The following is a 26,619-nucleotide window of genomic DNA, read 5'->3' as shown; positions in this document are numbered from 1 at the left end:
CACCAGCATCGAGGCTGGCGCAGCAGAATATACACCAGCGCCCAGCCTACGGACAGGGTGGCGTCTGGTTTTCTTAATCCTGCAGCGCGCACTGCACCGGCTTGGCCTTGAGCAAGTCGAGCAATACCTGCGGCGCCAGCGAGACGAGAAAACCGCGCCGCCCGCCATTGATGTAGATGCGCGGCAATTCCAGGATCGACGCTTCCACGTAGACGGGCATGGCCTTCTTGGTGCCGAACGGCGAGGTGCCGCCGATCATGTAGCCGGAATGGCGCTGCGCCACCTCGGGCTTGCACGGCTCGACGGACTTGCAGCCGATGCCGCGCGCCAGGTTCTTGGTCGACACCTTGCAGTCGCCATGCATGAGCACGATCAGCGGCTTGGCCGCCTCGTCCTGCATCACCAGGGTCTTGATCACCGCATGTTCCGGCACCCCCAGTTCGCGCGCCGAGACGCTGGTGCCGCCGTGCTCCTCGTACGGATACGGGTGTTCTTCAAAGGAAACTTGATGCTTGCGCAGCAACTGCGTCGCCTGGGTTTCGGAAATATGCTCTTTTTTAGCCATGCGTGATACGCTGATCGTTCAGTGAGGAGTCCTAATTATGCAGCAAGAAATCCGCTTTGCCACCTTCAATGTCTGCAACCTGGCCCCCGCGGGGGCGAAATTGTATGACAACCTGGATCCGTTGAGTCCGGCGCAATACGAGGCCAAGGCGGAGTGGACGGCGCGGCAGATCGACCTGCTCGACGCCGACGTGATCGGTTTCCAGGAAATTTTCTCGCAGGCGGCCCTGCGCGACGTGCTGTCGCGCACGCGCCGCTACCGCGACGCCGCGCTGGCCGGCTACGATGCGACGGATATTGCCGGACGCATGCTGCCGACCGTGGCGCTCGTGTCGCGTTTGCCGCTGGCCGGCCCCGGCGTGGCCCATGCGGACTTTCCCGCCGGCATCAGTCTGTCAGCCGACGCCAGCGACGACAATCCCTGCCGCTTCGCCCGCGCGCCGCTGCATGTGCCGGTGATGTTGCCCGGCGGACAACTGACCGACGTGGTGGTGCTGCATCTGAAGTCGCGCCGGCCCGACTACCGCCATGGCGAGGGCAGCGACGCGCTCGCTTACGCGCTGGCCAACCTGCGCTCGCTGCAGCGGCGCGGCGCGGAAGCCGTGGCCCTGCGCGTACTGGTTAGCGAACTGGGCCGCAGCGGCCGTCCGCGCATCGTGCTGGGCGACTTCAACGACATCGCCAATGCCGTCACCACGTCCATCGTCATGGGCGCGGGCGCGCCGTGCGCACCGCAAGGCGTCAGGCCGGAAATGCGCGAACGCCTGTACGACGCCAACGCCATCGCCCTGCGCCAGGATGCGGCGCGCCACGCGGGCTACACGAATATCCACGACAGCGCCTACATGACGATCGACCACATCCTCGTTTCCGAACACTTCCACCCCGCCTCGCCGCGCGCCATCGGCGCCGTGCTCGACGTGAACTACCTGAACGACCATTTGCTGCTGGGTCTGCCGCAAGCATCCGACCATGGCCAGGTCTTGATGCGCGTCAAGCTGCTGGGCAATATTGATTAATGCAATAACATCGCCAGCGCACTGCCCGCGACTTGCGCGCTGGCATGGCGCCCCTGGTATTGCTGGCAGCCCTGCGCCTGCAGATACGCCAGCTGCCGCGGCGTTTCCACGCCTTCGGCGATTACCGTCAGGCGCAGTTCGCGCGCCATGGCCATGATGGTGGCGGCCACGGCCCCGTCGGCGGCCCCGTCCACCGCGTCCGGCAGGAACGAGGGATCGATCTTGAGCTTATCCACCGGGTACTGGCGCAGATTGGCCAGGCGCGAATAGCCGGTGCCGAAGTCGTCGATGGCCAGCCGCACGCCCAGCGCGCGCAGCTGCGCCAGCTCGTCGGCCAGGCGCGCGCCGCCCTGCATCAGCAGCGCCTCCGTCACCTCCAGTTCCAGCCACACGGCAGGCAGCCCCGATAGGTGCAGCGCTTGCTGCACGCTGTCGAGCAAATGATTGCGCTGGCATTGCGCCGCCGACAGGTTCACGGACACCCACCAGGCCTGGCCCCCGTCGTGCCAGGCGCGGGCGCGCCGGCACGCATGCTGCAGCACCCAGTTTCCGATCGACACCATCAAGCCGCACTCCTCGGCCACGGCAAGGAAGCGTTCGGGCGCCAGCACGCCCAGTTGCGGGTGGCGCCAGCGCAGCAAGGCTTCCGTGCCAACGATCTTGCCGCTGGCCACGTCGAGCGCGGGCTGGCATTCCAGCATGAACTCGTCCCGGCCCAGCGCGGCCCGCAAGCCCTGCTCCAGGTCGGCACGCTCGAGTATCCGCGCATGCATGTCGGCGTTAAAAAACTGGAAATTATTGCGCCCGCCTTCCTTGGCGTGGTACATGGCGACATCGGCGTTGTGCACGAGGGTGTCGATGCTGTCGCCGTCGCTGGGAAAGATGGCCACGCCGATCGATGCGGACACCTGCAGCTCGTAGCCGCCCAGCTGGTAGGGCTGCGTGACAGCGTGCAGCAGGCTGGCCGCCACATGCGCCGCCTGGTCGATGCCGCCCACTTCGGCCAGGATGATGACGAATTCGTCGCCGCCGTGGCGGCTGACGGTGTCGACGCCGCGCACGCAGCGCACCAGGCGGCGCGCCACTTCCTTGAGCAGCAAGTCGCCCACGTGGTGGCCCATGCTGTCATTGATGTGCTTGAAGTGGTCGAGATCCAGGTACAGGATGGCCAGCATGCTCAGCTTGCGCCGCGCCGCCGCCAGCGCCAGCGACAGCCGGTCCAGCAGCAGCACCCGGTTCGGCAAGTCGGTGAGGAAATCGTGCTCGGCCAAGTGGCGCGTGTGCTCCTCATGCTTCTTGCGTTCGCGGATGTCGCTGAGGATGGCCATGTAGTTGCTCAGTTGCCCTTGCGAATCACGGATGGCCGTCAGCGACAGCCAGGCCGGATAGCGCTCGCCCCCCTTGCGCTGGCCCACGATATCGCCTTGCCAATAACCGTTCGCGTCGACCTCCTGCCACACGTGCGCGAACAGCGCCGGCGCCTCCGCTTCCGCGCCGTGCGGGACGAAGGCCTTGCCCAGCATGTCGTCCGGGCTGTAGCCGCTGATCTCGCTGTACGCGGGGTTCATGCTGACGACGCGTTGCTGCGGGTCCATCACGACGATGGCTTCGCGCGCGTGTTCCACCACCTGCGCCGACAGGTGCCACGCCTGTTCGGCCAGTTTGCGGGAAGAAATATCGCGGATCACGGCGTAAAACAGATAGCTATGGTCGAGCGTGACGGAGGTGAGCAGCACTTCGCCCCAGAACAGTTCGCCCAGGCAGGTCTGATAGCGCCAGTCATAGCGGCAGTTGCCGTCGGCATGGGCCTGCGCCGCCAGCTGCGCGCCGCGCAAGGCCGACAGTTCGCCATCGGGCTGGCGCAGCGGCGAAAAATCGCTGAGGCGGCGTCCCAGCAAGCGGGGCCGGTCCTCGCATTGAAACAGGGCGATGGCGGCCGGATTCGCCTCGGCGATGTGTTCGTCGCGCAGCAGCACGATGGCGTCGGCGGACTTGTCGTACAGCTGGCGAAAATTGTCGCCCATCAATAGCAGGGCGCCCTGCGCCGCGCCGTCCTGGCCGCTGGCCGTGATATCGATGTCGACGCACACCACTTGCCGCACGCGCCCGGATTCCATGACGGGAAACACGGTGGAATGGATGCAGCGCGGCGCGGCGCCATCGGTGCCGAGGCGCCACAGGCGCGCCGTGCGCGCCTTGCCGCTGTCCCAGACGGCCGCCAGTTCCGCATGGCCATCGTCGAACCCGCCCTGGCCTTGCGGCAAGGCGGCGGCCACGCCGGCCCAGGCCTGGCCCAGGGCCAGTTCGGCCGGCACGCCATACAGGCGCGCCGCACCCGCGCTCCAGTAGCGCACGATACCGTCGCGGTCGATGCCGCGCACGGCCATGCCGGGCGCCTGCTCGACGGCGGCAACGATGATGGACAGCAAATCGAGCGCCCTGGCGGCCGGCCCCGGCTGCGGCGCGGCGGCAAGCAAACGGCCCGGCGACGGGGCGGCTGCGGCAATCCGATCAGACATCAGGCCCCCCGTTGCGCGGCCACACCGCAACCGGCGAACGAGCGGCCCGTCCGGTGGCGCAACCATCACTGCCATTCTTGCGCGCCGGAGAATCGGCTCATTGACGATGCTCAAGCATCGTCGCATGCCGTATTGGTCTCCGGTCGGCGTTTTTTGCATTCCATTCCCGTTTTTGTGCACTCTGTCGCACGGCGATGGCGGCCGGGCTTGAATCTTCCTAAAGTGGCAACATGCGTATCGCCGTGAACGACCGCAGCGGCAGGCGTGCTGCCTGCGGCCGCCACGGCGATGCGCTACCCGAATTCCCCCGGCCAGCGACAGGCCGGGTCCGCACCGAGACCTGGCGCCGAGCCCTCGCGCCGCCTCCATCGAAGAGTCCTATGAAAAACGAGACACTGCCACCGGCATCCCCCCTTGCAGCCAAGCGCGGCCGGCGCTGGCGCACCCCCGTATTGATCCTGGTCGTGCTGGGCCTGGCCGGCGGCGGCTGGACCGTCATGCAATCGAAGCAACAGGCCGCCAAAGCCGCCGAACAGCAAGCGAGCAAGAAAAAGGAACAGGCCAGGACGCCCGTGCATGAACTGGCGCAGGGCGACGTGGCCGCCATCGATGCGCGCGCGCTCAGCATCAGCCTGCCCCTGTCCGGTTCGCTGGCCCCGCTGACGCAAGCCACCATCAAGGCCAAGGTCTCGGGCGTCATCCATGAAACCACCGTGCAGGAAGGCCAGAGCGTGGTGGCCGGGCAAATCCTCGTGCGCCTCGACGCGGCCGACCAGCGCGCGCGCCTGACGCAGCAGCAAGCCATGCTCGACGAAGCGCAGGCGCGCCTGGCCATGGCGAGTAAAAACGAAGCGAACAGCCAGGCGCTGCTCAAGCAAAAATACATTTCGCAGACGGCCTACGACACGACGCAAAACTCGGTCGACCTGGCCCGCGCCGGCGTCAAGTCCAGCGCCGCCCTGCTCGACCTGGCCCGCATTGCGCTGGCCGACACGGTGATCCGCGCACCGATGGCCGGCATCGTCAGCAAGCGCCATCTGCAGGCCGGCGAAAAAGTCTCGCCCGACATGCCCGTCTATACCATCGTCAACCTGGCGCAGCTGACCCTGGAAGCGCCCGTGCCCAGCGCGGACATCCCCCGCATCCGCATCGGCCAGGACGTGCACTTCAAGGTCGACGGCTTCGGCGCGCGCGACTTTGCCGGCAAGGTCACGCGCATCAACCCCACCACCGAGAGCGGCTCGCGCGCCATGCTCGTCTACATCGCCGTCGACAATGGCGATGGCGCGCTGCGCGGCGGCATGTTCGCCAAGGGCAGCATCGTCACCGAGCGCTCGGCCGTGGCGCCGCTGGTGCCGTTGACGGCCGTGCGCAATGAAAAACAGGGCCCCGTCGTGTATGCGCTGGTGAACAACAAGGTCGTCGCGCAGCCCGTCACCCTGGGCCTGCGCAACGAGGACGAGGGCTACGCCGAGGTCAAGTCCGGCCTGGTGCCGGGCGCGAAAGTCATCATCGCCAGACTCGATGGCGTGAAACCGGGCCACGGCGTCACCTTCGCCGCGCAAGCAGCGACACCAGCCGCCCCCGCCGCGCCGGCAGCCGTGCTGGCACGGAAGGACTAAGCCATGTGGATGACCAAAGTCAGCATTCAAAACCCCGTCTTCGCCACCATGGTCATGGTGGCGCTGGTGGTGCTGGGCATCTTCTCCTACCGGGGCCTGGGCGTGGAAAGCATGCCCAGCGTGCAGTTTCCGTTCGCCGCCATTGAAGTGAACTACCCGGGCGCCTCGCCCGAAGCGGTGGAAAACGACATCACGCGCCCCATCGAGGACGCCGTCAACACCGTCAGCGGCATCAAGACCATCCGCGCCAACTCGTGGGAAGGGCGCGCCGGCGTCTACCTGGAATTCGAGCTGTCGACCAACATGGACAAGGCCATGCAGGACTTGCGCGACAAGGTGGCCCTGGTGCGCCCGCGCTTCCCGAAAGAGGCCAAGGACCCGTTCATCGCGCGCGCCGAGGGCGACAACGAGCGCCCCATCGCCACCATCGTGCTGACCTCGACCGGGCACGACCTGCGCTCGCTGTCGACCATGACGGAGCAGGTCATCAGCAAGCGCTTCCAGGGCGTCGCCGGCGTGGGGCAGGTCAAGCTGCGCGGCCTGCGCGCGCGCCAGATCCTCATCAGCATGAAGCCGATCGAGCTCAATGCCCAGGGCATCGGCGTCGATGAAGTCATCCGCGCCATCCAGGCGACGAATACCAATCTGCCGGCCGGCTCCATCAGCCATGGCGCGGCCGAACAGCTGGTGCGCGTGGAAGGCAAGATCAAGGACGCGCGCGAATTCGGCAAGATCATCGTCGCGCGCCGCGCCGTCGGACCCGTCTACCTGGACCAGGTGGCCACCGTCGTCGACGGCGAGCAGGAAGAACTGTCGATCTCGCGCATGAACGGCCAGCAGGCCGTGACCATGGAAATCACCAAGGTGCAGGACGCCAACGTGGTCGAAGTGGGCACCGGCATCCTGAAAGTGGCGTTTGATTTGCAAAAGACGCTGCCGCCCGATATCAAGCTGCGCGTGCTCGACGACGAGTCGGAGCGCGTGCAAAGCCAGCTTAATAACGTCAAGCGCACCATCATCGAAGGCGCCGTGCTGACCATGGTGATCGTCTTCCTGTTCCTGCACTCGTGGCGCTCGACCATCATCACGGGCCTGACCCTGCCGATTTCCGTGCTGGCCAGCTTCATCGCCATGAAGGCTTTCGGCTTCACCCTGAACTTTTTGACCCTGATGGCGCTGTCCTTGTGCATAGGCCTGTTGATCGATGACGCCATCGTCGTGCGCGAAAACATCGTGCGTCACCTGGGCATGGGCAAGAACCACTACAAGGCGGCCAACGACGGCACCAATGAAATCGGCCTGGCCGTGATGGCCACCACGTTCGCCATCGTCGCCGTGTTCGTGCCCGTCGCCTTCATGGACGGCATCATCGGCCGCTTCTTCCTGCAGTTCGGCATCACCGTGGCCGTCGCCGTGCTCGTGTCGCTGTTCGTCAGCTTCACGCTCGACCCCATGCTGTCGTCCGTCTGGCGCGACCCCGTCAAGGACCGCTTCAAGTACGCGCCGTGGCTGGGCCGCTTCATGGCCTGGATCGAGACGGGCATCGACCGCCTGCACGTATGGTACGGCAAGGTGCTGGTTGTCGCCTTGCGCTGGCGCAAGACCACGCTGGCCACGGCCGTGGCGCTGTTCGCGGGCAGCCTGATGCTCGTGCCCATGATAGGCGGCGAGATGTTCCCGGAAACGGACCAGGGCTGGGTCAACCTGCGCTTCAAGACGCCCGTCGGCTCCAGCCTCGAATACACGGATAGCAAAGTGCGCCAGATCGAAACGGCGTTGAAGGAATTTCCCGAGATCGACAGCCTGGTGGCCAACATCGGCACGCCCGATGGACGCAACACGGCTGAAGTGAACCTGAAGCTGACGGACATCAAGACGCACAAGCGCCGCTCGCAGCAGGAACTGGAAAAGCTGATCCGCGAACGCCTGGCGCCGATCGCCGGCATCACCCTGTCCGTCGGCCAGCGCCCCATCTTCATCGCCATCCTCGGCACGGACGAAGGCAAGCTCGATGCGGTGGCGCACACCCTGATGGACAAGATGCGCGGCATCAAGGGCCTGGCCGACATGGAATACAGCCAGGAAGGCGCCAATCCGTCGACCACCGTCAAGATCAACAACGAGCTGGCCAGCGACCTGGGATTGTCGGTGCAGCAGATCGGCAATGCGCTGCGGCCGTTCGTAGCGGGCGACACGGTCAGCCACTGGCTGGCGTCCGACGGGCAGAACTACGACGTCAACGTGCAGCTGCCGAAATCGGGCCGTCAGAAAGTGGCCGACCTGGCCGACCTGTCGCTGGCGTCGAGCAAGCTTGACGCGAACGGCAAGCCGATCATGATTCCGCTGCGCCAGGTGGTCGAATTCGTGCCGTCATCGAGTCCGCAGGTGCTGAAACGCCAGGCCTTGCAGCGCCGGGTCGCCATCTATGCGGGCGTGCAGGGCCGCCCTGCCGGCGACGTCGACGCCGACGTGCAGAAGGCCATCAAGTCCATCGACCTGCCGCCCGGCGTGCGCTTCGACGTGGCCGGCAATGCGCAGCAGATGGCCGAAACCATGGGCGGCGCGATGATGGCGCTGGGTATCGCCGTGATCTTCATCTACCTGGTGCTGGCGTCGCAGTTCGGCAGCTTCCTGCAACCGATCGCCATCATGGTGTCGCTGCCGCTGTCACTGATCGGCGTACTGGCCGCCCTCCTGATCACGGGCAGCACCCTGAACATCTTCTCCGTGATCGGCTTCATCATGCTCATGGGATTAGTGACGAAGAACGCAATCCTGCTGGTCGACTTCACCAACCAGCGCCAGCGCGAAGGCCTGGGCCAGTTCGAGGCGCTGATGGAAGCGGGGCAGGTGCGTCTGCGGCCCATCCTGATGACGACCCTGGCGATGGTCTTCGGCATGCTGCCGATGGCCATCGGCATGGGCGACGGTGGCGAATCGCAGGCACCGATGGGCCGCGCCGTCATCGGCGGCGTCATCACCTCGACGCTGTTGACACTGGTGGTGGTGCCCGTCGCCTACACCTATCTGGATAGCCTGGGCAAGCGCGCCGCGCGTTTCTTCGGCGGCGGTGAGCATGCCGAGGCCGACGCCGACCAGGCACCCGCCGCCCATTAAGTTTCGACTGGTCGCCTTCACCGTCCCCGCATTGGCGGGGACGACGCGGCGGCTTCCTGAAGAGAGCTTCAGTTGACCAAAGCGGCCCCACTGGCTAGACTGTCCCCGTTATCAATGATATGGAGTGACTCGTGGGTGCTTGTTCCAGTGACAGTAGTCGATTGACCATCGGCGATCGGCCTTAGGCAAGACGTGCGCATTCCGCCCGCCTTGTCCTCGGCAAGGTGCGGTTTTACCAGCGGCGATGTCCATTCGCCGCCACTTCCCTCCTCATCGTTCATCTTTTCGTCAGCGTCGGCCACTGCCCCCTTGCGGGCGAATTTTCGTCGCCTTGTGCACTTGCCTGTTCCTCCCCAGCCGGGAGAAATTATGGTGGTATTTGACTTTGCGCTGCGCGTTGCCGCGGCATTGACCCTGGGCGCCATGATCGGCGCCGAACGCCAGCTGCGCCAGCGCATGGCGGGCTTGCGCACGAATGCGCTGGTGTCCGTCGGCGCCTCGCTGTTCGTGATGGTTTCCGTGCTCGAAGGCGACAGCGCCGGCCATATGCGCATCGCCGCGCAGGTGGTGTCGGGCATCGGTTTTCTGGGCGCCGGCGTCATCATGCGCGAAGGCATGACGGTGCGCGGCCTGAACACGGCGGCCACGCTGTGGTGCTCGGCCGCCATCGGCGTGCTGTGCGGCCTGGGATTTTCCCTGGAAGCTGCCATCGGCACGGGCTTCGTCCTGGTCGCCAACCTGGTGCTGCGCCATCTGGCGCAGCGCATCAACGCCCACGGCAGCGAAGCGGGCATCGAGACGGAAAGCATCTACAGAGTCACGGCCGTGTGCGAGGCGGAGCAGGAAGTCCAGGTGCGCAAGCTGATGCTGGGCTTGATCAGCGGCATGCCGGCGCTGATGCTGCAATCGCTGCACAGCGAAGATGCGCCGCAGGCCGGGCGCATCGAAGTGCGGGCCGACCTGCTCACGCCCGCCTCCAGCCTGGGATTGCTGGAGCAGATCGTCAGCCAGGTAAGCCTGGAAGGCAGCGTCTCGGCCGTGCGCTGGGCGCTGGTCAACAACGCGGAATTTGTCGCCGAACGGGGAGTCTGATGATGAAAAAATGGCTGTTGTGGTTTGCCAAACGTGGCCCTGCCGTCGCCGCCTACCGCCTGACCGTCACCTGCCCCGCGGCGCAGGCCGACCACGTCGTGCGCCTGCTGCTGGCCGAACTGAAAGGCGCGGGCCTGGCGCCGTCGCAGATGCTGCGCAGCTGGGACGAGGCCAGGCAAGTGGTGCAGCTGATCGCCACGGTGCTGTGCCAGGCCGTGCAGCGCGCCGTGCTGGTGCGCTTCGTCAACCGCGCGGGCGCCTGGCCGCAGGTGCGGCAGGTGCGCTGGGAAGGCGTCGCGTCCTCACGCTGAGGCGGGCAGGCGCATGGTAAACAGCGCGCCGCCTTGCGGACGGTTGCATGCCTCGATGCGCCCGCCATACGCATGGACGATGGCTTGCGACAGGGCCAGGCCCAGGCCGAAACCGGGCGCCTCGCCCGCGCGCGCCTTGGCACCCCGGTAAAAACGTTCGAACAGGTGCGGCAAGTCTTCCACGCCGATGCCCGGCCCCGCGTCGGCCACGCCCACCAGCGCATCACCGCCGTCGCGCGACACGTGCAAGGTGATGATGCTGTCGGGCGGCGAGAACTTCACGGCATTGTCGAGCAAGTTGGCCAGCACCAGGTCAGCAGGCCCGGCCGCCACCCGCGCGTGCACGGGCGCGCCTTCACCTTCGTCAAACATGATGCGGATGCCGCGCTGCGCGGCCGCCTTTTCCAGGCGCTGCGCCGCCGCGCGCAGCAGCGGATTGAGGTGCACCGTTTCCACCGCATTGCGCTCCTGACCCGCATCGAGGCGCGTGAGCATCAGCAGTTCTTCCACCAGGGTCGTCAGGCGCTGCACTTCATCGAGGCAGGAAGCCAGCGCCCCCACATACTCGGGCGCCTCGCGCGGGCGGCGCAGGGTGATTTCGATTTCCGTGCGCAGGCGCGACAGCGGCGAGCGCAATTCATGCGAGGCGTCGGCCGTGAAGCGCCGCTGCGCGTCGTAGCCGCGCTCCAGGCGGTCGAGCATGGCGTTCAGGGTATCGACCAGGCGGCCGATTTCATCGGGAGTGCCCGGATGGGGCAGGCGCTGGTGCAGGCTGGCCTCGCCGATCGAATGCGCCTGGCGCACCACGTCGTCGATGGCGCCGAGCACGCGGCGCGTGAGCATTTCGCCGGCCAGCCCCACGGCCGCCAGCAAAGCCAGGGCCATTGCGCCAAACAGCACGGTAGCCGCGGCCAGTATGTGGTTGGCGTCGTCGAGCGAGCCTGCCACCTGCACCGCCAGGCGCGAACCGGACGACGGCACGGGAACGGACACCATGCGCAGCGGCTCTTCGCCAAACTTGGGCAGGGTCTCGAAGACGGTGTCGCCGGCCGCCAGGTGCGTCAGCAGGGCCGGTGGCGCCGGCAATTGCGCTGCCTCGAGGTTGCGGCTGCGCGCCAGCACGCGGCCCTCGCCATCGATGATCTGCACCAGGCGGTCGAGCCGCATCAGCGACGGCGGCGCCAGGCCCGGCGCCACTTCGTGTACCTGGATGGGCTGGCGCGGCGCGGCTGGCAGCATGGCCATTTCCGTTTCGGCCAGCGCCAGCAGGGCCGCGTCGAGCTGGCCGCGCACGGCGCGCGACAAGCCCCAGTAGCCGGCCAGCGCCGTGCAGGCGACGATGGCGAGTATCACGGCCAGGTGCACCCGCAGCAGGCGCTTGCGGAAGCTAGCCACCGTTGCTTTCCGCCAGGCGGAAGCCGCGTCCGCGCACCGTGTGGATCAGCTGGAGCAGCCCCGGTGCATCGACCTTGCCCCGCAGGTTGCGCACATGAACGTCGATCAGGTTGTCGATGCCGATCAGGTCCGCCTGCCAGATCTGCTCGGCCAGGCGCGCGCGGCTGACCACCTCGCCCGCCTGGCGCAGCAGGATCAGCAGGATCGCGTACTCCTTGGGCGTGAGCACCAGCGGCGCGCCGGCGCGCGTCACCTGGTGGCTGACGGGATCGAGCGACAGGTCGGCCAGCGCCAGCACCAGCGGGCGGCTGATGTCGGAGCGGCGCAGCAACGCGCGGATGCGCGCCAGCAGCTCCTCGAATTCGAACGGCTTGGTCAGGTAATCGTCGGCGCCCGTGTTCAGGCCCGCCACGCGGTCGGCCGTGGCGTCGCGCGCCGTGAGCATCAACACGGGCGTCTGGATGCCACGCGCGCGCAAATCGCGGCAAAAGTCGATGCCCTGCTTGCCCGGCAACATCCAGTCCAGCACGATCAAGTCGTAATCGACGGCATAGCTTTCATCCTCGCCCTCTTCCGCGCTGTGCGCCACATCGACGACAAAGCCCTCTTCCTGCAAGCCCCGCGCCAGCAGGCGCGCCGCCTTGCGGTCATCTTCCACCAAGAGAATCCTCATGCCTGCCTTTCCCGTCGCGCCGCGTTTTCCCGCATTGTCCATTCTCCCATTTTAACGCGCCGCGCCCCGCACGCAGCAAACCTGAAGAATGATTCAGGCGTTCTTGGGAGCTTCTTCAGGACGACATTGCTATGCTTTCCCGGCGCTGTAGTGACGCTGTCCGCGCCACCTGCGCCCCATCTCCTGCCCGCCTGGGCACGGCATCCATGCATGCCCCCTATCGACACTAACAACAAGGAAACACGGGATGAACACGACCAACCCCCATGCCCTGGGCGCCTGCTGCGCCCTCGCCGTCGCCCTCGGCTGCACGGCCCTCGCCGGCTGCGCCAGGCCAACGGTGGCGGCCACGCCGACCGCCCAGGCGGCGCATCTGGACGACGGCAGCATCGAAGTCGCAAAAAATTCACCGTTGCGCCAGCGCCTGCAGATCGCCCCCGCACTGGAACAGGACATCGCCACGCAGACGGACGCACCGGGCAGCATCGAAGCCATGCCGGAGAAACTGGTGAAAATCACGCCGCCGCTGGCCGGGCGCATCACGCGCCTGCAACGCGCCCTGGGCGACAGCGTCAAGGCGGGCGACCCGCTGTTCACCCTGGACTCGGCCGAACTGAGCGCCGCCTACACGGACGACAGCAAGGCCCGCTCCGCCCTGCTGCAGGCGCGCCAGGAACTGGAGCGCCAGAAGACGCTGTTCGAGGCGGAGATTGCCGCGCGCAAGGATTACGAAGCGGCCCAGGCGGCCTATGACCAGGCCGGCAGCGATGCGCATGCCAGCGCCGACAAGCTGGCTCAGTACGGCGCCAGCGGACGTGGATCGCGCCGCGACTACGTTTTGCGCTCGCCCATCGCCGGCACCGTGATCGCCATGGAAGGCGCCCAGGGCGGCTACTGGAACGATATCAACGCGCCCGTCATGACCGTGGCGGATCTCTCCACCGTGTGGCTGTCGGCCAACGTGGCCGAGAAGGACCTGGCGCAAGTGGCCGTGGGCCAGACAAGCCGCATCACGCTCGACGCCTGGCCCGGCAAAGCCTTCGCAGGCAAGGTCGCCTACGTGGGTGCCGTGCTCGACGCGGAAACGCGCACGGTGAAGGTGCGCGTGGCCATCGACAACCGTGCCGGCACCTTCAAGCCCGGCATGTTCGCCCACGCGGGTTTTGCCGGCGCCAGCCGCCGCGCCATCGTCGTGCCGGCGGCGGCCGTGCTGCAAAGCGGGCTGTCGACGCGCGTGATGGTCGAGCACGGCCCGCTGCGCTTCGAGCCGCGCGCGGTGCAGGTGGGCGCCAGCCATGGCGACCAGGTGGAAATCGTCTCGGGGCTGAAGGCCGGCGAGCGCATCGTCGTCAAGGAAGGAGTGCTGCTCAATGATTGACCGTTTCATTGCCACTTGCTGCCAGCGGCGCGGCATCGTCTGGCTGGTGCTGCTGTTCGTCACCGCCTACGGCGTCTACTGCTGGAAGCAGTTGCCCATCGAAGCCTATCCAGACATCGCCGACGTCACCTCGCAGATTGTCACGCAGGTGCCGGGCCTGGGCGCTGAGGAAATCGAGCAGCAGATCACGATACCGCTGGAACGCGCCCTGCTCGGCACGCCCGGCATGCACGTGCTGCGCACGCGCAGCCTGTTCGCGCTGTCGCTGATCACCGTGGTGTTCGAGGATGGCAGCGACGGCTACTTCACGCGCGAGCGGCTGCAGGAACGCCTCGCCAGCGTGAACCTGCCGTACGAGGCCAAGCCGGGGCTCGATCCCTACACGTCGCCAACGGGCGAGATCTACCGCTACACGCTGGAATCGAAATCGCGCAGCCTGCGCGAGCTGTCGGAGCTGCAGTTCTGGACCGTGATTCCGCGCCTGCAGCAGGTGCGCGGCGTGGCGGACGTCAGCAATTTCGGCGGCCTGACGACGCAATTCATGCTGGAACTCGATCCCGCAAAACTGGACAGCTACGGCTTCTCGCTGGCGCAGGTGAAGGACGCCATCAACGCCAACAACATCAGCGGCGGCGGCAGCGTCATCGACCGCGGCCAGCAATCGTATGTCGTGCGCGGCGTGGGTCTGCTGCACTCGCTGGGCGACATGGGCAACGTCGTCGTCAGCAGCAAGAACGGCGTGCCCGTGCTGGTGAAGGACCTGGGCAAGCTCGATTACGGCAACGTGGAGCGGCGCGGCATCCTCGGCAAGGACGACAACCCCGACGCCATCGAAGGCATCACCCTGCTGCTGAAAGACTTCAATCCGTCCGAGGCGCTGGCCGGCATCCACGCGGCCGTGGATGACCTGAATGCCAATGTGCTGCCGAAGGATGTGAAAGTGGTGCCCTACCTGGACCGCAGCTCGCTGATCGACGCCACCCTGCACACGGTCAGCCATACCCTGGGCGAAGGCATGCTGCTCGTCGCCCTCGTGCTGCTGCTGTTCCTCGGCAGCCCGCGCGCGGCCGCCATCGTCGCGCTGACGGTCCCGCTGGCCCTGCTGATCGCCTTCATCTTCATGCACCACTTTAAGATTCCGGCCAACCTGCTGTCGCTGGGCGCGATCGACTTCGGCATCCTCGTCGACGGTTCCGTCGTGGTGCTGGAAAACATGCTGCGCCGCCGCGAACGCGAGCAGGACCGTCCGCTCACCCTGCAGGACGCCATCGAGGCAACCCTGCAGGTGGCGCGCCCCATCATGTTCGGCATGGCCGTCATCGTCGCCGCCTACCTGCCCCTGTTCGCCTTCCAGCGCATCGAGTACAAGCTGTTTTCGCCGATGGCCTATGCGGTGGGCGCGGCGCTGGCGGGCGCGCTGGTAGTGGCATTGGTGCTGATCCCGGGCCTGGCCTGGCTGGCCTTGCGCAAGCCGCGCCGCACGTTCCACAACCGCGTGCTGGAAAAGCTGGCGGCCGCGTATGGCCGCTTCCTCGAACGTACCGTGGGCAAGCGGCGCTGGGTGGCCGCCGCCTGTGCCGCCGCGCTGGCAAGCCTGGCCATCCTGGGCGGCAGCATCGGGCGCGACTTCCTGCCCTACCTCGACGAGGGTTCGCTGTGGCTGCAGGTGCAGATGCCGCCCGGGATCACGCTGGACAAGGCATCCGAGATGGCCAGCGAATTGCGGCGCGCCGCGCTGGAGTTCCCGGAAGTGTCGACCATCGTCACGCAGACGGGACGCAACGACGACGGCACCGATTACTGGACGCCCTCGCACATCGAGGCGAGCGTGGGGCTGCACCCGTACAAAAGCTGGAAGTCGGGCATGAGCAAGCAGCAGCTGATCGCCAAAATGAACGAGCGCTTCGCGCGCATGCCCGGTGTCACGGTGGCTTTCATGCAGCCGATGATCGACGGCGTGCAGGATAAATTGTCGGGCGCGCACAGCGACCTGACGGTGAAAATCTTCGGCAACGACCTCGATGAAGTGCGGCGCATCGCCGGCAAGGTGGCCAACGTACTGAAAACCGTCCCCGGCGCCTCCGACGTGGCGGTGGACGTCGAGCCGCCGCTGCCCAACCTGAAGGTGGAACTGGACAGGGCAAAGGCGGCCCGCTACGGCATCAACGCGGCCGACGTGGCCGACCTGATCTCGACCGGCATCGGCGGTGCGCCCATCGGCCAGGTGTACGTGGGCGAGAAAAGCTACGACATCGCCGTGCGCTTCCCGCCCGCCACGCGTTCCAGCCCCGACGCCATCGCCAGCCTGATGCTCAACGCTGCCAACGGCGCCAGGATTCCGCTGGCGCAGGTGGCCAATATCAGCACCACCTCGGGCGAGAGCGTGATCGTGCGCGAAATGGGGCGGCGCCACATCATTGTGCGCCTCAATGCCCGCGGGCGCGACCTGGCCGGTTTCCTGGCCGAAGCGCGCCCGCTGGTGGCCCAGGCTGTGGCCAATGAACACGAGCGCATCAGCGTCGAATGGGGCGGCCAGTTCGAAAACCTGCAGCGCGCACAAAGCCGATTGGCCCTGATCCTGCCGATGACCCTGGGCGCCATGTTTTTGCTGCTGTTTGGCCAGTTCCGCAACCTGCGCCAGCCCGCGCTGGTCTTGCTGGCCGTGCCGCTGGCCATGCTGGGCGGCCTGGCCGCGCTGCACCTGCGCGGCATGACCCTGAACGTGTCGAGCGCGGTGGGCTTCATCGCCCTGTTCGGCGTGGCAGTACTGAATGCCGTGCTGATGCTGGCGCAGATCAACCGCTTGCGCGCGGACGAAGGCAGGAGCTTGCGCGACGCCGTACTCGAAGGCGCGCGCGACCGCATGCGCCCCGTGCTGATGACGGCTACCGTGGCCGCCCTGGGCCTGACGCCGGCCATGCTGGCGACGGGCCTGGGCAGCGACGTGCAGCGCCCGCTGGCCACCGTCGTGGTGGGCGGGCTGGTGACGGCCACGGCACTGACCCTGCTGCTGTTGCCGGCCCTGTATTACCTGATCGAGGCGCGGCAGGCCGCGCGCCACCGCACCCACGATGGAGAAACACATGACACGTTTTAGTTTATTGCTGGCGGCCTGGCTGCTTGCCCCATGCGCCAGCGCTGCCCCGTTGACCTTCGAGACCTACCTGTCCGCCGTGGAAAGCCACAGCCTGGAACTGCAGGCACAGCAGGAAAGCATCGCCTCGGCCAAGGCCGGCATCGGCATCGCAGGCGTGCGCCCCGATCCCGAATTCACCGTGGGTGCCTCACGCGAAACGGTGCACAGCGTCGAGCACCGCCCCGTCACGTGGACGCCGGCCATCAGCATGGCCATCGAGACGGGCGGCAAGCGCGCCGCGCGCATCAAAGCCGCGCAGAGCAATGTCACGCTGGCCGAGGAAACGGTGACTGGCTTCCGGCGCGAACTGTATGGCATGGCCGCGGCGGCGTTCACGGAAGCGTGCCGCACGCGCGAGGTCTTCGCGCGCAAGCAGCAGACCATGGCGGCCCTGTCTAAGGTGGTCGAGGCGAACGGCGTGCGGCGCAAGGCTGGCGACGTGGGCGGCATCGAGCTGCTGCAGTCGCGCGTGGAACGCGACCAGTTCCAGGCCGAGCTGGCGCAGGCGGCCAGCGAGGCGCAAGGCGCCATGCTGAACTTGTCGCCGCCGCTGGGACGCCAGGTCGACGCCTTGTTCCCCGGGGCGCAGCTTGCCTGCGATTTCGCCGCGTATGAAGTGCAGGATGCCAGCACCCTCGTGCCGCAGGCGCTGCGCGAGCGCAGCGACGTGCGCATCGCCCGCGCCACGGTGGACAATCTGCGCGATGGCGCGGCGCTGGTGCGCGCCAACCGCTCGGTCGATCCCACTGTCACGCTGGGTCTGTCCGCCGCGCGCGGCTACCATGACAGCATTGACGGCCGCGGCAATCCCGCCGACGGTTCGCCCCGTTCGCGCGCCCTCTCCCTCTCGCTGGCCATCCCCATCCCCCTGTCGCGGCGCGACAAGGGCGACATCGTGCAGGCGGAAGCGGGCGCGACGCAGGCGATGCTGGCCCTGCGTCAGGCGGAATTGAAGGCGGAAACGGAAGTGCGCACGGCGCAGCTGCAATGGCGCTCGGCGCAGGAACGGCTGGCGCGCTACCGCGACGGCGTGCTGCAGGATGCGCAAAAGGTGGTCGACGGCATGCGCCTGTCCTATGGCAAAGGCAATGCCTCGCTGCTGGAGTGGCTGGCGGCGCAGCACTCGGCCGATGACGCGTATCTGGGCTATTTGCAGGCGCGCGCCGATGCCGCCATCGCCAGCACGCAGCTGCAACTGGCCATCGGCCAGCGGCCGAGCTTATAGCGGGGGGAAGGTAAAACGAGGGGGGCCGGCGCGGCAACGATGCCGCGCCGGTGATCAACGGCAGGAGCTTACTGCGGCTGGACAGGCGCGTCGCCTTCGGCGGCCGCATCTGGGTCGGCGTCGTCCGCCTCCGGCTCTTCACCGTCGGCGCCGTCGGCCGGCTTGGGATTGTTTTTCGCTTCCAGCTTGCGTCTGGCTTTTTCCTCGGCTTTCTTCTTCTTTTCCAGCTCTTTTTGCCGTTTTTCGTATTGGAAATTTGTCTTGGCCATTTACTACCTCTTTAGTTTTTTATTGTTACAGATAAGCACATAAGGCACATTATGACGTAATTGGACCAAACACCAAATGTTTAGCCTCGCGGATGATGCTGCGCATGCAGCAGTTTCAGCCGTTCGCGGGCGACATGCGTGTAAATTTGCGTTGTGGAAATATCGGAATGTCCCAGCAACAATTGCACAACACGCAAGTCCGCGCCATGGTTGAGCAGATGCGTGGCGAACGCGTGGCGCAAGGTATGCGGCGACAGCGGCGCCGTGATGCCGGCATTCAGCGCGTGTTTCTTGATGATGACCCAGAACATTTGCCGCGTCATGGCGCCCCCGCGCCGCGTGACGAACAGCGCGTCGTCCATCTGCCCGTCGAGAATCACGCCGCGCGCCTCCTTCAGGTAGCGCTCTATCCACAGCCGCGCCTGTTCGCCGAACGGCACCAGCCGCGTCTTGCTGCCCTTGCCCGTGATGCGCAGCACGCCATCGTTCAGGCTCAGCTCCACGGATTGCAAGTCCACCAGTTCCGACACGCGCAAGCCGCTGGCATACATGAGTTCGAGCATGGTGCGCTCGCGCAAGCCCAGCGGCGTGCTCACGTCAGGCGCCGCCAGCAAGGCTTCCACCTGCGCTTCGCTCAGGGTGTGCACGAAGCGCGCCGGCTGTTTGGCCGACACCATCTTCAGGCACGGGTCCGCCGCGATATGCCGGTGCCGCAAGGCCAGCTGGTAAAAACGCTTGAGCACGGACAGCCGGCGGTTCGACGACGTTGCCTTGCTCTCGTCATGGCGGGCCGCGAAATACGCCTCGATGTCGGCCGTGGACACTTCGTACAGGCCCTCGCGCCCGGGCCGCGCCACTTCCAGCCAGCGCGAAAACAGACGCATGTCGCGCCGGTAGGCGTCCAGCGAGTTTTTCGACAGGCCGTCTTCCAGCCACAGACTGTCGCAGAATTCGTCGATCAGGGTGGCGTTGTCGGGCGCCAGCAGGCTGTTCATCATGCGTAACCTTCGACGCCTTCATGCGCCAGCAGCCAGCGCTTCACGCCCAGGTGGAATCCCGTCGCATCGTCATGGTGGGCAAAGCCGCCCAGGCCGCCGGCGGCCGTCACGCGGTGGCAGGGTATGACCACCGGAAACCAGTTGGCGCCGCACGCCTGGCCCACGGCGCGCGGCGCCGAGCCGATCAAGCGCGCCACGTCGCCGTACGTACGCACCTGGCCGCGCGGAATGCCGGCGATCGCCGCCCATACGCGCTGCTGAAAGGCGCTGCCCGGCGCGGCCAGCGGCAGGTCAAAGACATGATCGGGGTCGCGGAAATAACGCGCCAGTTGCTGGCACGCCAGCTCGGAGACGGCATCCTGCGCGTCTTTCTCGGCAAAGTGCGGCGGCAGGTAGACCAGTTCATGCAGCTGCCCGCCATCCGCGCGCACGCCCATGGCGCCGAACGGCGCGGCCACGATGGCGCTGAACAGCTCACTGCCCTGTTGTTTTTTCATCTGCTGATCATTATTCAAGTGTGGCAAATATACAACCTGCTGGCGCGGGAAACAGCGCCAAGGCGATTATGCACCGACTTTGGCCGGGTGGGCGGACGTTTCCCCGGCACGAAAAAAAAGCGCACCAATCGGTGCGCTTCAAATATTGCTTCACGTTCCCGGTCGTTTGGGTCCGCCGGTACCGGCTTGTGGCCGCACACAGCGATGACTCAACAACTTCTGTGAAACGTGTGTCTCCTCAATATATCCCCGGTATCAATACCGTTTTTATAGACCACTCCCCCACCAACCTTGTCACCAATTCTGTCTTTCAGCCTTGCTACCTGGGCGTATATGCTTATACGTGTTTCCCCGTAAGGCTGCCCATCATAGCGCATTTATTCGGCCGGATCGACTTTTTTTGCGCCATGACGGGGACAACTGTTTTAGTTGTAAATTAAATTTGGCAGCCACAGCGAGATTTGTGGTACGTAGGTAATCAATCCGAGGAAGGCGAGCATCGTCAGCAGCCACGGCATCACGGCCACGGTCAGTTCCGAAATGCCCATCTTCGTGATGCCGGACGCCACATACAGGTTCAAGCCCACGGGCGGATGGCACATGCCCACCTCCATGTTGACCACGATCAAGATGCCGAAGTGCACAGGGTCGATGCCCAGCTTCATGGCGACGGGGAACAAAATCGGCGCCATGATCAGCACGATGGACGACGGCTCCATGACGTTACCCGCCAACAACAGCAGCACGTTGACCACCAACAAGAAGCTGATCACACCCAGGCCCTTGCCCGTGATCCACTCAGCCATTGCCTGCGGGATGTTTTCGCTGGTCATCAGGAATGAGAACAGCACGGCGTTGGTGATGATGTACAACAACATCGCCGACATGGCGGCCGAATCGAGCAAGACCTTGCCCACCTGCTTGAGCTTCAAGTCCTTGTAGACGAAGACGGCGATGAAGAAGGCGTACACGGCGGCCATGGCGGCCGCTTCCGTCGGCGTGAAGGCGCCCGAATAGATGCCGCCCATGACGATGACGATCAGGAGCAGGCCCCAGGCGCTTTTCTTGAAGGTGACGAAACGCTCGCCCCAGCTGGCCTTCTGCATGCGCGGATAGTTATGCTTGCGCGCCAAAAACCACGTCGTCAGGCCCAGCAGCATGGCCAGCATCATGCCGGGAATCACACCGGCCATGAACAGCTTGCCCACGGAGGTATTCGTGCTGACGGAATACATCACCATCACGATCGACGGCGGTATCAAAATGCCCAGGGCGCCCGAGGTGGTGATGACGCCGGCGCCGAAACCGCGCGGATAGCCCTGCTTGACCATGGCCGGCAGGATGATGGAGCCGATCGCCACCACGGTGGCGGGGCTGGAGCCGGACACCGCGGCAAACAGCGCGCACGCCATCACGCCGGCCAGCGCCAGGCCGCCATGCCAGTGGCCGACCATGGAGCTGGCGAAGTTGATCATGCGCCGCGCCACCCCGCCATGCGTGAGGAAGTTGCCCGCCAAAATGAAAAACGGGATGGCCATGATCTCGAACTTCTCGATGCCCGTGAAAATCTTCAGGGCCACCGATTCGATGGGTACGCTGGTCATGGTGAACAGGAACGTCAGTACCGTCAGGCCCAGCGAAATGGAAATCGGCATGCCGGTCAGCATCAGCGCCAGCAGCAACACAAAAATAATCAGCGCGTTCATGCCTTGGCTCCTTTTTCTTCCGCCGTCAATTCCTCTTCCAGCCCCTCGACGTGCGAATGATCGTGTTTCGGCAGGGCGCCGGTCTTGATGAAATGCACCATTACCTGCAGGAAACGGAAGCACATCAGGTAGGAGCCGAGCGGCACGGCCAGGTAAACCAGCCACATGGGGATTTCCATATCGGCCGAGGTCTGGTCCGTGTGGCCGATCGACCACACGAAGCTGGCGCCCAGGGTCCCGACGATGCCCGTAAACAGGGCGCCGGCGGCCAGGCCGAAGACGATGAAGCGGTCGCGCCAGCGCGGGTTCATGCGGTTGATCAGGACGTCGACGCCCACGTGGATGCCGGTGCGCACGCCATACGCGGCGCCGAACTTGGCCATCCAGACAAACATATAGATGCACAGTTCCTGGGCCCAGCTGGTATTGATTTGAATCAAAAAGTCTTGCAGGCCCGGTATCGGCAAGCCTGCCAGGTAGCGGTGCACGACCGCCACGAAGATGATGAAGGTGGCTGCGCCCATCAGGGTCGCGATCAGCCACTCTTCCAGGTGATCCAGAAATTTCATGGTGGACTTTCAAAGAATGCGGGTACGCTGACACCCGCGCAGGACGCGCAGGTGCCGTTGCTACAGAAAGACAGGGAGGTCCCTGAAAGCCGTGCCCGGTGGCGCGGCCAGCGCTGCTTACTTCGCGCTTTCCTTATTGATGGCCGAGATCAGATCCTTGCCGATGCGCCCTTCCATGGCCTTCTGCACGGGCGCCAGCGCCTTACGCCACTCGGCCTGTTCCTGCACCGTCAGCGTGTAGATCTGCGTCTTGCCCGCTTTCTTGATGGCGTCGAGGGCCTGGTCGTTGTCGCGCTGGGCGATGGCTTTTTCAAACGTCGTCGCCTCGCGCATGGCTTTTTCCAGCTGCGTGCGGATCTCGGGCGGCAGGCCGTCCCAGAACTTCTTGTTGACGATGACGGCATAGCCCAGGTAACCGTGGTTCGACACGGTCACGTGCTTTTGCACTTCATGCATCTTTTGCGTGTACATATTCGATGGCGGATTTTCCGTGCCGTCGACCACGCCCGTCTGCAGCGCCTGATACACTTCCGAGAAGGCCAGCACCTGCGGATTGGCGCCCAGCGCGCGCATCTGCGCGTCGAGCACCTTGGACGACTGGATGCGCATCTTCAGGCCCTTGAAATCGGCCGGATTGTGCAGCGGCTTGTTGGCCGACATCACCTTGAAGCCATTGTCCCAGTAGGCCAGGCCCGTGATACCCTTGGGTTCCAGCTTTTTCAGCAGGCTCTTGCCGATCTCGCCTTCGGTGACGTTGTACAGCGCCGTCTTGGTGGGGAAGATGTAGGGCAGGTCGAACGCTTCGAATTCCTTCACGCCCAGCGGACCGAACTTGGCCAGCGACGGCGCCAGCATCTGCACGGCGCCCAGCTGCAGGGCTTCGAGTTCCTCCTTGTCCTTGTACAGCTGGCTGTTCGGGTAGAGTTCGACCTTGACCTTGCCATTCGTGGCTTTTTCAGCCAGCTGCTTGAAACGCTCGGCGGCCTGGCCTTTCGGCGTGTCGGTCGCCACGACGTGACTGAACTTGATGACGATGGGCGCCTGCGCGTAAGCGTGCACGCCGGCGGTGGCGCCGATGGCCGCGCACAGCGTGACGAACAGGGTTTTCATTGGTGGCAGTTGCATTTTTGTCTCCTGAATGGTGTTTGAAAAAACTTTATTATTTGTCTACTTGAATATTGTGCCAAAGAAACTGCCTCGGCTATTGTGGTTAACCACAATAGCCGGCTCCCGATAAGCCGCTACCCTGCCAGCCATGCCGACTCCCCCCACCCTTGCGCGCCGCTTCAAGCTATCGAGTCCGATGCGCTGGCTGCTGCCCGTCATCCTGCTGCTGCTGTTCCTGTCCATCCTGTTCTGGCTGCCCTGGCAGGCGCGCCAGATGGAGAGCAACGAGCGCCAGGAGCAGCTGATCGCCGACACGCTGTGGGTGGAGCAGACCATCCGCTTCCAGCTGGCGCGCAACGAGGAAAGCCTGTTCAATCTGGGCGTGGACATCGCCAGCGGCTCCCTGTCGGTGGAAAAAGTGCACGAGCGGCTGCAGCAGATGCTGCGCAATGGGCGCGAGCTGCAGCGCGTGCTGTGGCTCGACACGAGCGGCAAGGTGCTGGCCACCAGCGACAGCAATCTGCCGCATGCACTGGCGTTTTCTTCCGCCTCGCTGACGGCGGCCGACAATGCGCGGCGCCTGCACCGGGGCCAGTACGCCCAGCCGTCGCAGCAGACGGGCTTTCCCGACGCGCCGCCGGGCGCCATGCTGATGGACTATCACCAGCCCGTGTTCGAGGGCCAGCGCTACGTGGGCAGCCTGGTGGCCACTTACCAGATCAGCAGCCTGCTCGATGAAATGGTGCCGTGGTGGTTCGCCCAGGATAACCAGATTTCGCTGATCGACCGCGACGACAAGGTGCTGGCGCGGCGCGCCGCGGCCGGCCCGGGCCACGGCGTGTACACGCACAAGCGCGCGCTCGACGTGCCCGGCGCCACCATCACCCTGTTTACCGACAGCGTGAAAAGCCAGCCCAAGCTGCTGCCGAATCTGCTGGTCGGTTCCGTCATCGCCCTCTCGCTGGGCCTGCTGTGGAGCTTGCTGGCCCTGTGGCGGCATATTTCGCGCCGGCTGACGGCCGAAAGCGCACTGCGCCAGCAGATGCTGTTTCGCACGGCGATGGAAAACTCGCTGGTGACGGGCATGCGCGCGCGCGACCTGGAAGGAAGAGTCACCTACGTGAATCCCGCGTTCTGCCAGATCGTCGGCTATCCGCCCGAGGAAATCCTCGGGCGCCTGCCGCCCATGCCCTACTGGGTGCCAGAGGCGCTGGAGGAATACCAGCAGCGCTTCGTCAAGGCCCTGGCCGGCAATCCGACGCCGCAGTTCGAAACCTATTTCCAGCGCCCGGACGGCACGCGCGTGCCCGTGCTGATCTTCGAAGCGCCGCTGGTGGACAAGAACGGCCAGCAGACGGGCTGGATGGGCTCAGTGCTCGACATCTCGGACCGCAAGCGCGTCGAGGAACTCAATCGCCAGCAGCAGGAAAAACTGCAAACGAGCTCGCGCCTGGCTACCATGGGCGAGCTGGCGTCGATGCTGGCGCATGAACTGAACCAGCCGCTGGCGGCCATTTCCAGCTACACCACGGGCGCGCTGAACCTGATACGGCGCGCCATCGACAACGGCGCGCCCGTCGAGCCGACTACCCTGAAACCGGCGCTGGAACAGGCCAGCGCGCAGGCGCAGCGGGCCGGCCAGATCATCCGCAGCGTGCACGATTTCGTGCGCAAGAGCGAGCCGCAGCGCCAGGATATCGCCATCCGCACCCTGATCGACGGCATCCGCGCGCTGATCGACCTGCAGGCGCGCAAATACTATGTCACCATCCAGGAAGAGCTGCCGCCGGACCTGCCGCTGCTGCGCGCCGACCCCGTGATGATCGAGCAAGTGCTGCTGAACCTGACGCGCAACGCCATCGAGGCGATGCAGGATGCGGCGCCGGGACGGCGTATCATGCGCCTGCGGGCCAGTCACGACGCGCAGCAAGGCATGGTGACGGTGGACGTGATCGACCATGGCCACGGCATCCCGGTGGACGTGGCCGAGCGGCTGTTTTCGCCGTTTTTCTCGACCAAGTCCGAAGGCATGGGCATGGGCCTGAACATCTGCCGCACCGCCATCGAATTTCACGGCGGCGCGCTGACCTTCGGCGCCAATCCCGCTGGCGGTACCATCTTTACATTCAGCGTGCCGGCCGCGCCGCGCGCGCCGCACCAGGCAATAACGAATAACGAATAACGAAACGACAAGCCGGAGACACCATGCTACACATTATCGACGACGAAGAAGTCGTGCGCGACTCCCTGTCCTGGCTGGCCGCCTCGCGCAGCATCGAGGCGCGCAGCTACGCCAGCGCGCAGCAATTCCTCGACAGTCTCGACGGCAGTTTCGACGCCGCCGGCGACTGCGTACTGCTCGACGTGCGCATGCCCGACATGAACGGCATCGCCCTGTTCGACCAGCTGGTCAAGCGCGACCTGACGGCGCGCCTGCCCGTGATCTTCCTCACCGGCCACGGCGACGTGCCGATGGCCGTCGACAGCCTGAAACGGGGCGCCTTCGATTTCTTTGAAAAGCCGTTCAACGACAACGACCTGATGGACCGCGTGCAGCAGGGCCTGGCCAACTCGCGCCAGGCGGGCGAACTGGCCGCCGTGCACGCGCGCCTGGCCACCCTGTCGACGCGCGAACGCGAAGTGCTGGACCTGATTCTGGCGGGGAAGATGAACAAGGTGGTGGCCGACAAGCTGGGCATCAGCATGCGCACCGTGGAAGTCCACCGCGCGCACATCTTCGACAAGATGCAGGTCAAGACGGCGGTGGAGCTGGCGGGGTTGTTGAAGTAAGCGTGGCGCGGACGCTCAGCGCGTCAGCATGACGTTGGAAACCTTGCCGTCCGCAACGATGACTTCCGTCGTCAGGATTCCGCCCTGCTTGCTCTCAATGGGGGTGAATGCGCCTGGATAAAACACGGACCAGCTCACGTTGGTGGTAACGTAGTAGGTGCCATCGGGGACCTGCGTGAATTCGAACCTGCCGTCGCTGTCCGCCACGGTGGTGCGGTCATAGTCACGGATCTTCGGACTGACGGTGCCGACTACCTGGCGCTTGTACAGCGACGCAGGCAGCATGGCCAGCTTGCGCGCATATTCCGTCTTCGGACGCAGGGTGACTTTTTCGCCGCCGGCCTTCTTGAACTCGCCCCCCTTGGTCTTCATGAAGGCCTGACCCTTGACGCCGCCGCTGCCGGTGTTGCTCAAGGCGTCATATTCCGCCTGCTGGTATTCCGGCATGACAACCGGCGGGCGCGGGGTCGAGCACCCCATCAGCACCACGGCCAGCACGCTCAAAGACAGTAATTTCAACATTTTCCCCTTGAATATTATTTCTATAAAAAAATAATTATATGCAATTGGAAAATTAAAAACCAGACAATAAGCGCGTCGCCGCCAGCCAGGGCGCCGCGGCCGTGTTCAGG

The 26,619-nt window shown here is 65.3% G+C and carries 21 protein-coding genes; 10 read left to right on the top strand and 11 right to left on the bottom strand.

Annotated elements, in window-relative coordinates; genetic code table 11:
* Positions 1 to 73: 73 nt before the first annotated feature.
* Positions 74 to 565: a Cys-tRNA(Pro) deacylase gene (gene ybaK, locus CBW50_RS01500; RefSeq protein WP_086143850.1), complete on the bottom strand. Its 492-nt coding sequence runs from the start codon at positions 563 to 565 to the stop codon at positions 74 to 76.
* A gap of 37 nt (positions 566 to 602) precedes the next feature.
* On the opposite strand from ybaK, the gene CBW50_RS01495 reads away from it, so the two are divergent.
* Entirely contained in the window at positions 603 to 1,583 is a 981-nt protein-coding gene (locus CBW50_RS01495) for an endonuclease/exonuclease/phosphatase family protein (protein WP_086143849.1), read from the top strand.
* Here CBW50_RS01495 and CBW50_RS01490 read toward each other — a convergent pair.
* Entirely contained in the window at positions 1,580 to 4,102 is a 2,523-nt protein-coding gene (locus CBW50_RS01490) for an EAL domain-containing protein (RefSeq protein WP_086143848.1), read from the bottom strand. The two genes, CBW50_RS01495 and CBW50_RS01490, sit on opposite strands and share 4 nt — an antisense overlap.
* 380 nt (positions 4,103 to 4,482) lie before the next feature.
* Here CBW50_RS01490 and CBW50_RS01485 point away from each other — a divergent pair, with 380 nt between their 5' ends.
* The 4 genes from CBW50_RS01485 to CBW50_RS01470 all read left to right on the top strand — a co-directional run bounded on the left by CBW50_RS01485 (position 4,483) and on the right by CBW50_RS01470 (position 10,244).
* Positions 4,483 to 5,724: an efflux RND transporter periplasmic adaptor subunit gene (locus CBW50_RS01485; protein WP_086143847.1), complete on the top strand. Its 1,242-nt coding sequence runs from the start codon at positions 4,483 to 4,485 to the stop codon at positions 5,722 to 5,724.
* Between the two features lie 3 nt (positions 5,725 to 5,727).
* Positions 5,728 to 8,841, top strand: a complete 3,114-nt coding sequence (locus CBW50_RS01480; protein WP_086143846.1) for an efflux RND transporter permease subunit — start codon at positions 5,728 to 5,730, stop codon at positions 8,839 to 8,841.
* 372 nt (positions 8,842 to 9,213) lie between these two features.
* Positions 9,214 to 9,933 (top strand): MgtC/SapB family protein, encoded by a 720-nt coding sequence (locus tag CBW50_RS01475; RefSeq protein WP_216356300.1) that lies wholly within the window; start codon positions 9,214 to 9,216, stop codon positions 9,931 to 9,933.
* Complete coding sequence (locus tag CBW50_RS01470; protein WP_086143844.1) at positions 9,933 to 10,244, top strand: hypothetical protein; 312 nt, start codon at positions 9,933 to 9,935, stop codon at positions 10,242 to 10,244. The genes CBW50_RS01475 and CBW50_RS01470 overlap by 1 nt, the downstream gene beginning before the upstream one ends.
* Here CBW50_RS01470 and CBW50_RS01465 read toward each other — a convergent pair.
* Both CBW50_RS01465 and CBW50_RS01460 read right to left on the bottom strand, forming a co-directional pair.
* On the bottom strand, positions 10,236 to 11,639 hold the full coding sequence (locus CBW50_RS01465) for an ATP-binding protein (protein WP_086143843.1): 1,404 nt from the start codon (positions 11,637 to 11,639) through the stop codon (positions 10,236 to 10,238). The genes CBW50_RS01470 and CBW50_RS01465 overlap by 9 nt on opposite strands.
* Positions 11,632 to 12,312, bottom strand: coding sequence for a response regulator transcription factor (locus CBW50_RS01460; RefSeq protein ID WP_086143842.1), 681 nt, complete (start codon positions 12,310 to 12,312; stop codon positions 11,632 to 11,634). The genes CBW50_RS01465 and CBW50_RS01460 overlap by 8 nt, the downstream gene beginning before the upstream one ends.
* A gap of 247 nt (positions 12,313 to 12,559) precedes the next feature.
* On the opposite strand from CBW50_RS01460, the gene CBW50_RS01455 reads away from it, so the two are divergent.
* From CBW50_RS01455 to CBW50_RS01445, 3 genes are read left to right on the top strand one after another with little or no spacing between them, the layout of a single operon-like run.
* Complete coding sequence (locus CBW50_RS01455; RefSeq protein ID WP_086143841.1) at positions 12,560 to 13,690, top strand: efflux RND transporter periplasmic adaptor subunit; 1,131 nt, start codon at positions 12,560 to 12,562, stop codon at positions 13,688 to 13,690.
* Positions 13,683 to 16,787 (top strand): CusA/CzcA family heavy metal efflux RND transporter, encoded by a 3,105-nt coding sequence (locus CBW50_RS01450; RefSeq protein ID WP_086143840.1) that lies wholly within the window; start codon positions 13,683 to 13,685, stop codon positions 16,785 to 16,787. The genes CBW50_RS01455 and CBW50_RS01450 overlap by 8 nt, the downstream gene beginning before the upstream one ends.
* The gene (locus CBW50_RS01445; RefSeq protein ID WP_086143839.1) at positions 16,774 to 18,051 is read left to right on the top strand and encodes a TolC family protein; all 1,278 of its coding nucleotides are present in this window, start codon (positions 16,774 to 16,776) and stop codon (positions 18,049 to 18,051) included. The genes CBW50_RS01450 and CBW50_RS01445 overlap by 14 nt, the downstream gene beginning before the upstream one ends.
* Positions 18,052 to 18,119: 68 nt before the next feature.
* Here CBW50_RS01445 and CBW50_RS01440 read toward each other — a convergent pair whose 3' ends face one another.
* From CBW50_RS01440 to CBW50_RS01415, 6 genes are all read right to left on the bottom strand, one after another.
* The gene (locus tag CBW50_RS01440) at positions 18,120 to 18,320 is read right to left on the bottom strand and encodes a hypothetical protein (protein ID WP_086143838.1); all 201 of its coding nucleotides are present in this window, start codon (positions 18,318 to 18,320) and stop codon (positions 18,120 to 18,122) included.
* Between the two features lie 80 nt (positions 18,321 to 18,400).
* Entirely contained in the window at positions 18,401 to 19,318 is a 918-nt protein-coding gene (gene xerD, locus CBW50_RS01435; RefSeq protein WP_172404646.1) for a site-specific tyrosine recombinase XerD, read from the bottom strand.
* Complete coding sequence (locus CBW50_RS01430) at positions 19,315 to 19,815, bottom strand: methylated-DNA--[protein]-cysteine S-methyltransferase (protein ID WP_086143837.1); 501 nt, start codon at positions 19,813 to 19,815, stop codon at positions 19,315 to 19,317. Before CBW50_RS01430 ends, xerD begins: the two co-directional genes overlap by 4 nt.
* A gap of 425 nt (positions 19,816 to 20,240) precedes the next feature.
* Complete coding sequence (locus tag CBW50_RS01425) at positions 20,241 to 21,521, bottom strand: TRAP transporter large permease (RefSeq protein WP_086143836.1); 1,281 nt, start codon at positions 21,519 to 21,521, stop codon at positions 20,241 to 20,243.
* Positions 21,518 to 22,090 (bottom strand): TRAP transporter small permease, encoded by a 573-nt coding sequence (locus CBW50_RS01420; RefSeq protein WP_086143835.1) that lies wholly within the window; start codon positions 22,088 to 22,090, stop codon positions 21,518 to 21,520. Before CBW50_RS01420 ends, CBW50_RS01425 begins: the two co-directional genes overlap by 4 nt.
* Positions 22,091 to 22,207: 117 nt before the next feature.
* A complete protein-coding gene (locus tag CBW50_RS01415; RefSeq protein ID WP_086143834.1) occupies positions 22,208 to 23,200 on the bottom strand; it encodes a TRAP transporter substrate-binding protein in 993 nt (330 codons plus the stop codon).
* Between the two features lie 145 nt (positions 23,201 to 23,345).
* Between CBW50_RS01415 and CBW50_RS01410 the strand changes: the two genes are divergently transcribed.
* Positions 23,346 to 25,379: a PAS domain S-box protein gene (locus CBW50_RS01410; RefSeq protein WP_226935417.1), complete on the top strand. Its 2,034-nt coding sequence runs from the start codon at positions 23,346 to 23,348 to the stop codon at positions 25,377 to 25,379.
* A gap of 23 nt (positions 25,380 to 25,402) precedes the next feature.
* Positions 25,403 to 25,987, top strand: coding sequence for a response regulator transcription factor (locus CBW50_RS01405; RefSeq protein ID WP_086143832.1), 585 nt, complete (start codon positions 25,403 to 25,405; stop codon positions 25,985 to 25,987).
* 15 nt (positions 25,988 to 26,002) lie between these two features.
* Here the strand turns inward: CBW50_RS01405 and CBW50_RS01400 are convergent, their stop codons facing one another.
* Entirely contained in the window at positions 26,003 to 26,509 is a 507-nt protein-coding gene (locus CBW50_RS01400; RefSeq protein ID WP_086143831.1) for a hypothetical protein, read from the bottom strand.
* Positions 26,510 to 26,619: the final 110 nt, after the last annotated feature.

This window comes from Janthinobacterium sp. GW458P (genome assembly GCF_002127585.1).
Taxonomy (GTDB): domain Bacteria; phylum Pseudomonadota; class Gammaproteobacteria; order Burkholderiales; family Burkholderiaceae_D; genus Janthinobacterium.
The sequence above is the reverse complement of the archived record's forward strand: the minus strand, read 5'-3'. Positions and strand labels throughout refer to the sequence as shown.

What these genes read in the sequence shown, in the direction of transcription:
- ybaK (WP_086143850.1), bottom strand. Translation starts at nt 565, where the DNA reads ATGGCTAAAAAAGAGCATATTTCCGAAACCCAGGCGACGCAGTTGCTG.
- CBW50_RS01495 (WP_086143849.1), top strand. Translation starts at nt 603, where the DNA reads ATGCAGCAAGAAATCCGCTTTGCCACCTTCAATGTCTGCAACCTGGCC.
- CBW50_RS01490 (WP_086143848.1), bottom strand. Translation starts at nt 4,102, where the DNA reads ATGTCTGATCGGATTGCCGCAGCCGCCCCGTCGCCGGGCCGTTTGCTT.
- CBW50_RS01485 (WP_086143847.1), top strand. Translation starts at nt 4,483, where the DNA reads ATGAAAAACGAGACACTGCCACCGGCATCCCCCCTTGCAGCCAAGCGC.
- CBW50_RS01480 (WP_086143846.1), top strand. Translation starts at nt 5,728, where the DNA reads ATGTGGATGACCAAAGTCAGCATTCAAAACCCCGTCTTCGCCACCATG.
- CBW50_RS01470 (WP_086143844.1), top strand. Translation starts at nt 9,933, where the DNA reads ATGATGAAAAAATGGCTGTTGTGGTTTGCCAAACGTGGCCCTGCCGTC.
- CBW50_RS01460 (WP_086143842.1), bottom strand. Translation starts at nt 12,312, where the DNA reads ATGAGGATTCTCTTGGTGGAAGATGACCGCAAGGCGGCGCGCCTGCTG.
- CBW50_RS01455 (WP_086143841.1), top strand. Translation starts at nt 12,560, where the DNA reads ATGAACACGACCAACCCCCATGCCCTGGGCGCCTGCTGCGCCCTCGCC.
- CBW50_RS01450 (WP_086143840.1), top strand. Translation starts at nt 13,683, where the DNA reads ATGATTGACCGTTTCATTGCCACTTGCTGCCAGCGGCGCGGCATCGTC.
- CBW50_RS01445 (WP_086143839.1), top strand. Translation starts at nt 16,774, where the DNA reads ATGACACGTTTTAGTTTATTGCTGGCGGCCTGGCTGCTTGCCCCATGC.
- CBW50_RS01440 (WP_086143838.1), bottom strand. Translation starts at nt 18,320, where the DNA reads ATGGCCAAGACAAATTTCCAATACGAAAAACGGCAAAAAGAGCTGGAA.
- xerD (WP_172404646.1), bottom strand. Translation starts at nt 19,318, where the DNA reads ATGATGAACAGCCTGCTGGCGCCCGACAACGCCACCCTGATCGACGAA.
- CBW50_RS01430 (WP_086143837.1), bottom strand. Translation starts at nt 19,815, where the DNA reads ATGAAAAAACAACAGGGCAGTGAGCTGTTCAGCGCCATCGTGGCCGCG.
- CBW50_RS01425 (WP_086143836.1), bottom strand. Translation starts at nt 21,521, where the DNA reads ATGAACGCGCTGATTATTTTTGTGTTGCTGCTGGCGCTGATGCTGACC.
- CBW50_RS01420 (WP_086143835.1), bottom strand. Translation starts at nt 22,090, where the DNA reads ATGAAATTTCTGGATCACCTGGAAGAGTGGCTGATCGCGACCCTGATG.
- CBW50_RS01415 (WP_086143834.1), bottom strand. Translation starts at nt 23,200, where the DNA reads ATGAAAACCCTGTTCGTCACGCTGTGCGCGGCCATCGGCGCCACCGCC.
- CBW50_RS01410 (WP_226935417.1), top strand. Translation starts at nt 23,346, where the DNA reads ATGCCGACTCCCCCCACCCTTGCGCGCCGCTTCAAGCTATCGAGTCCG.
- CBW50_RS01405 (WP_086143832.1), top strand. Translation starts at nt 25,403, where the DNA reads ATGCTACACATTATCGACGACGAAGAAGTCGTGCGCGACTCCCTGTCC.
- CBW50_RS01400 (WP_086143831.1), bottom strand. Translation starts at nt 26,509, where the DNA reads ATGTTGAAATTACTGTCTTTGAGCGTGCTGGCCGTGGTGCTGATGGGG.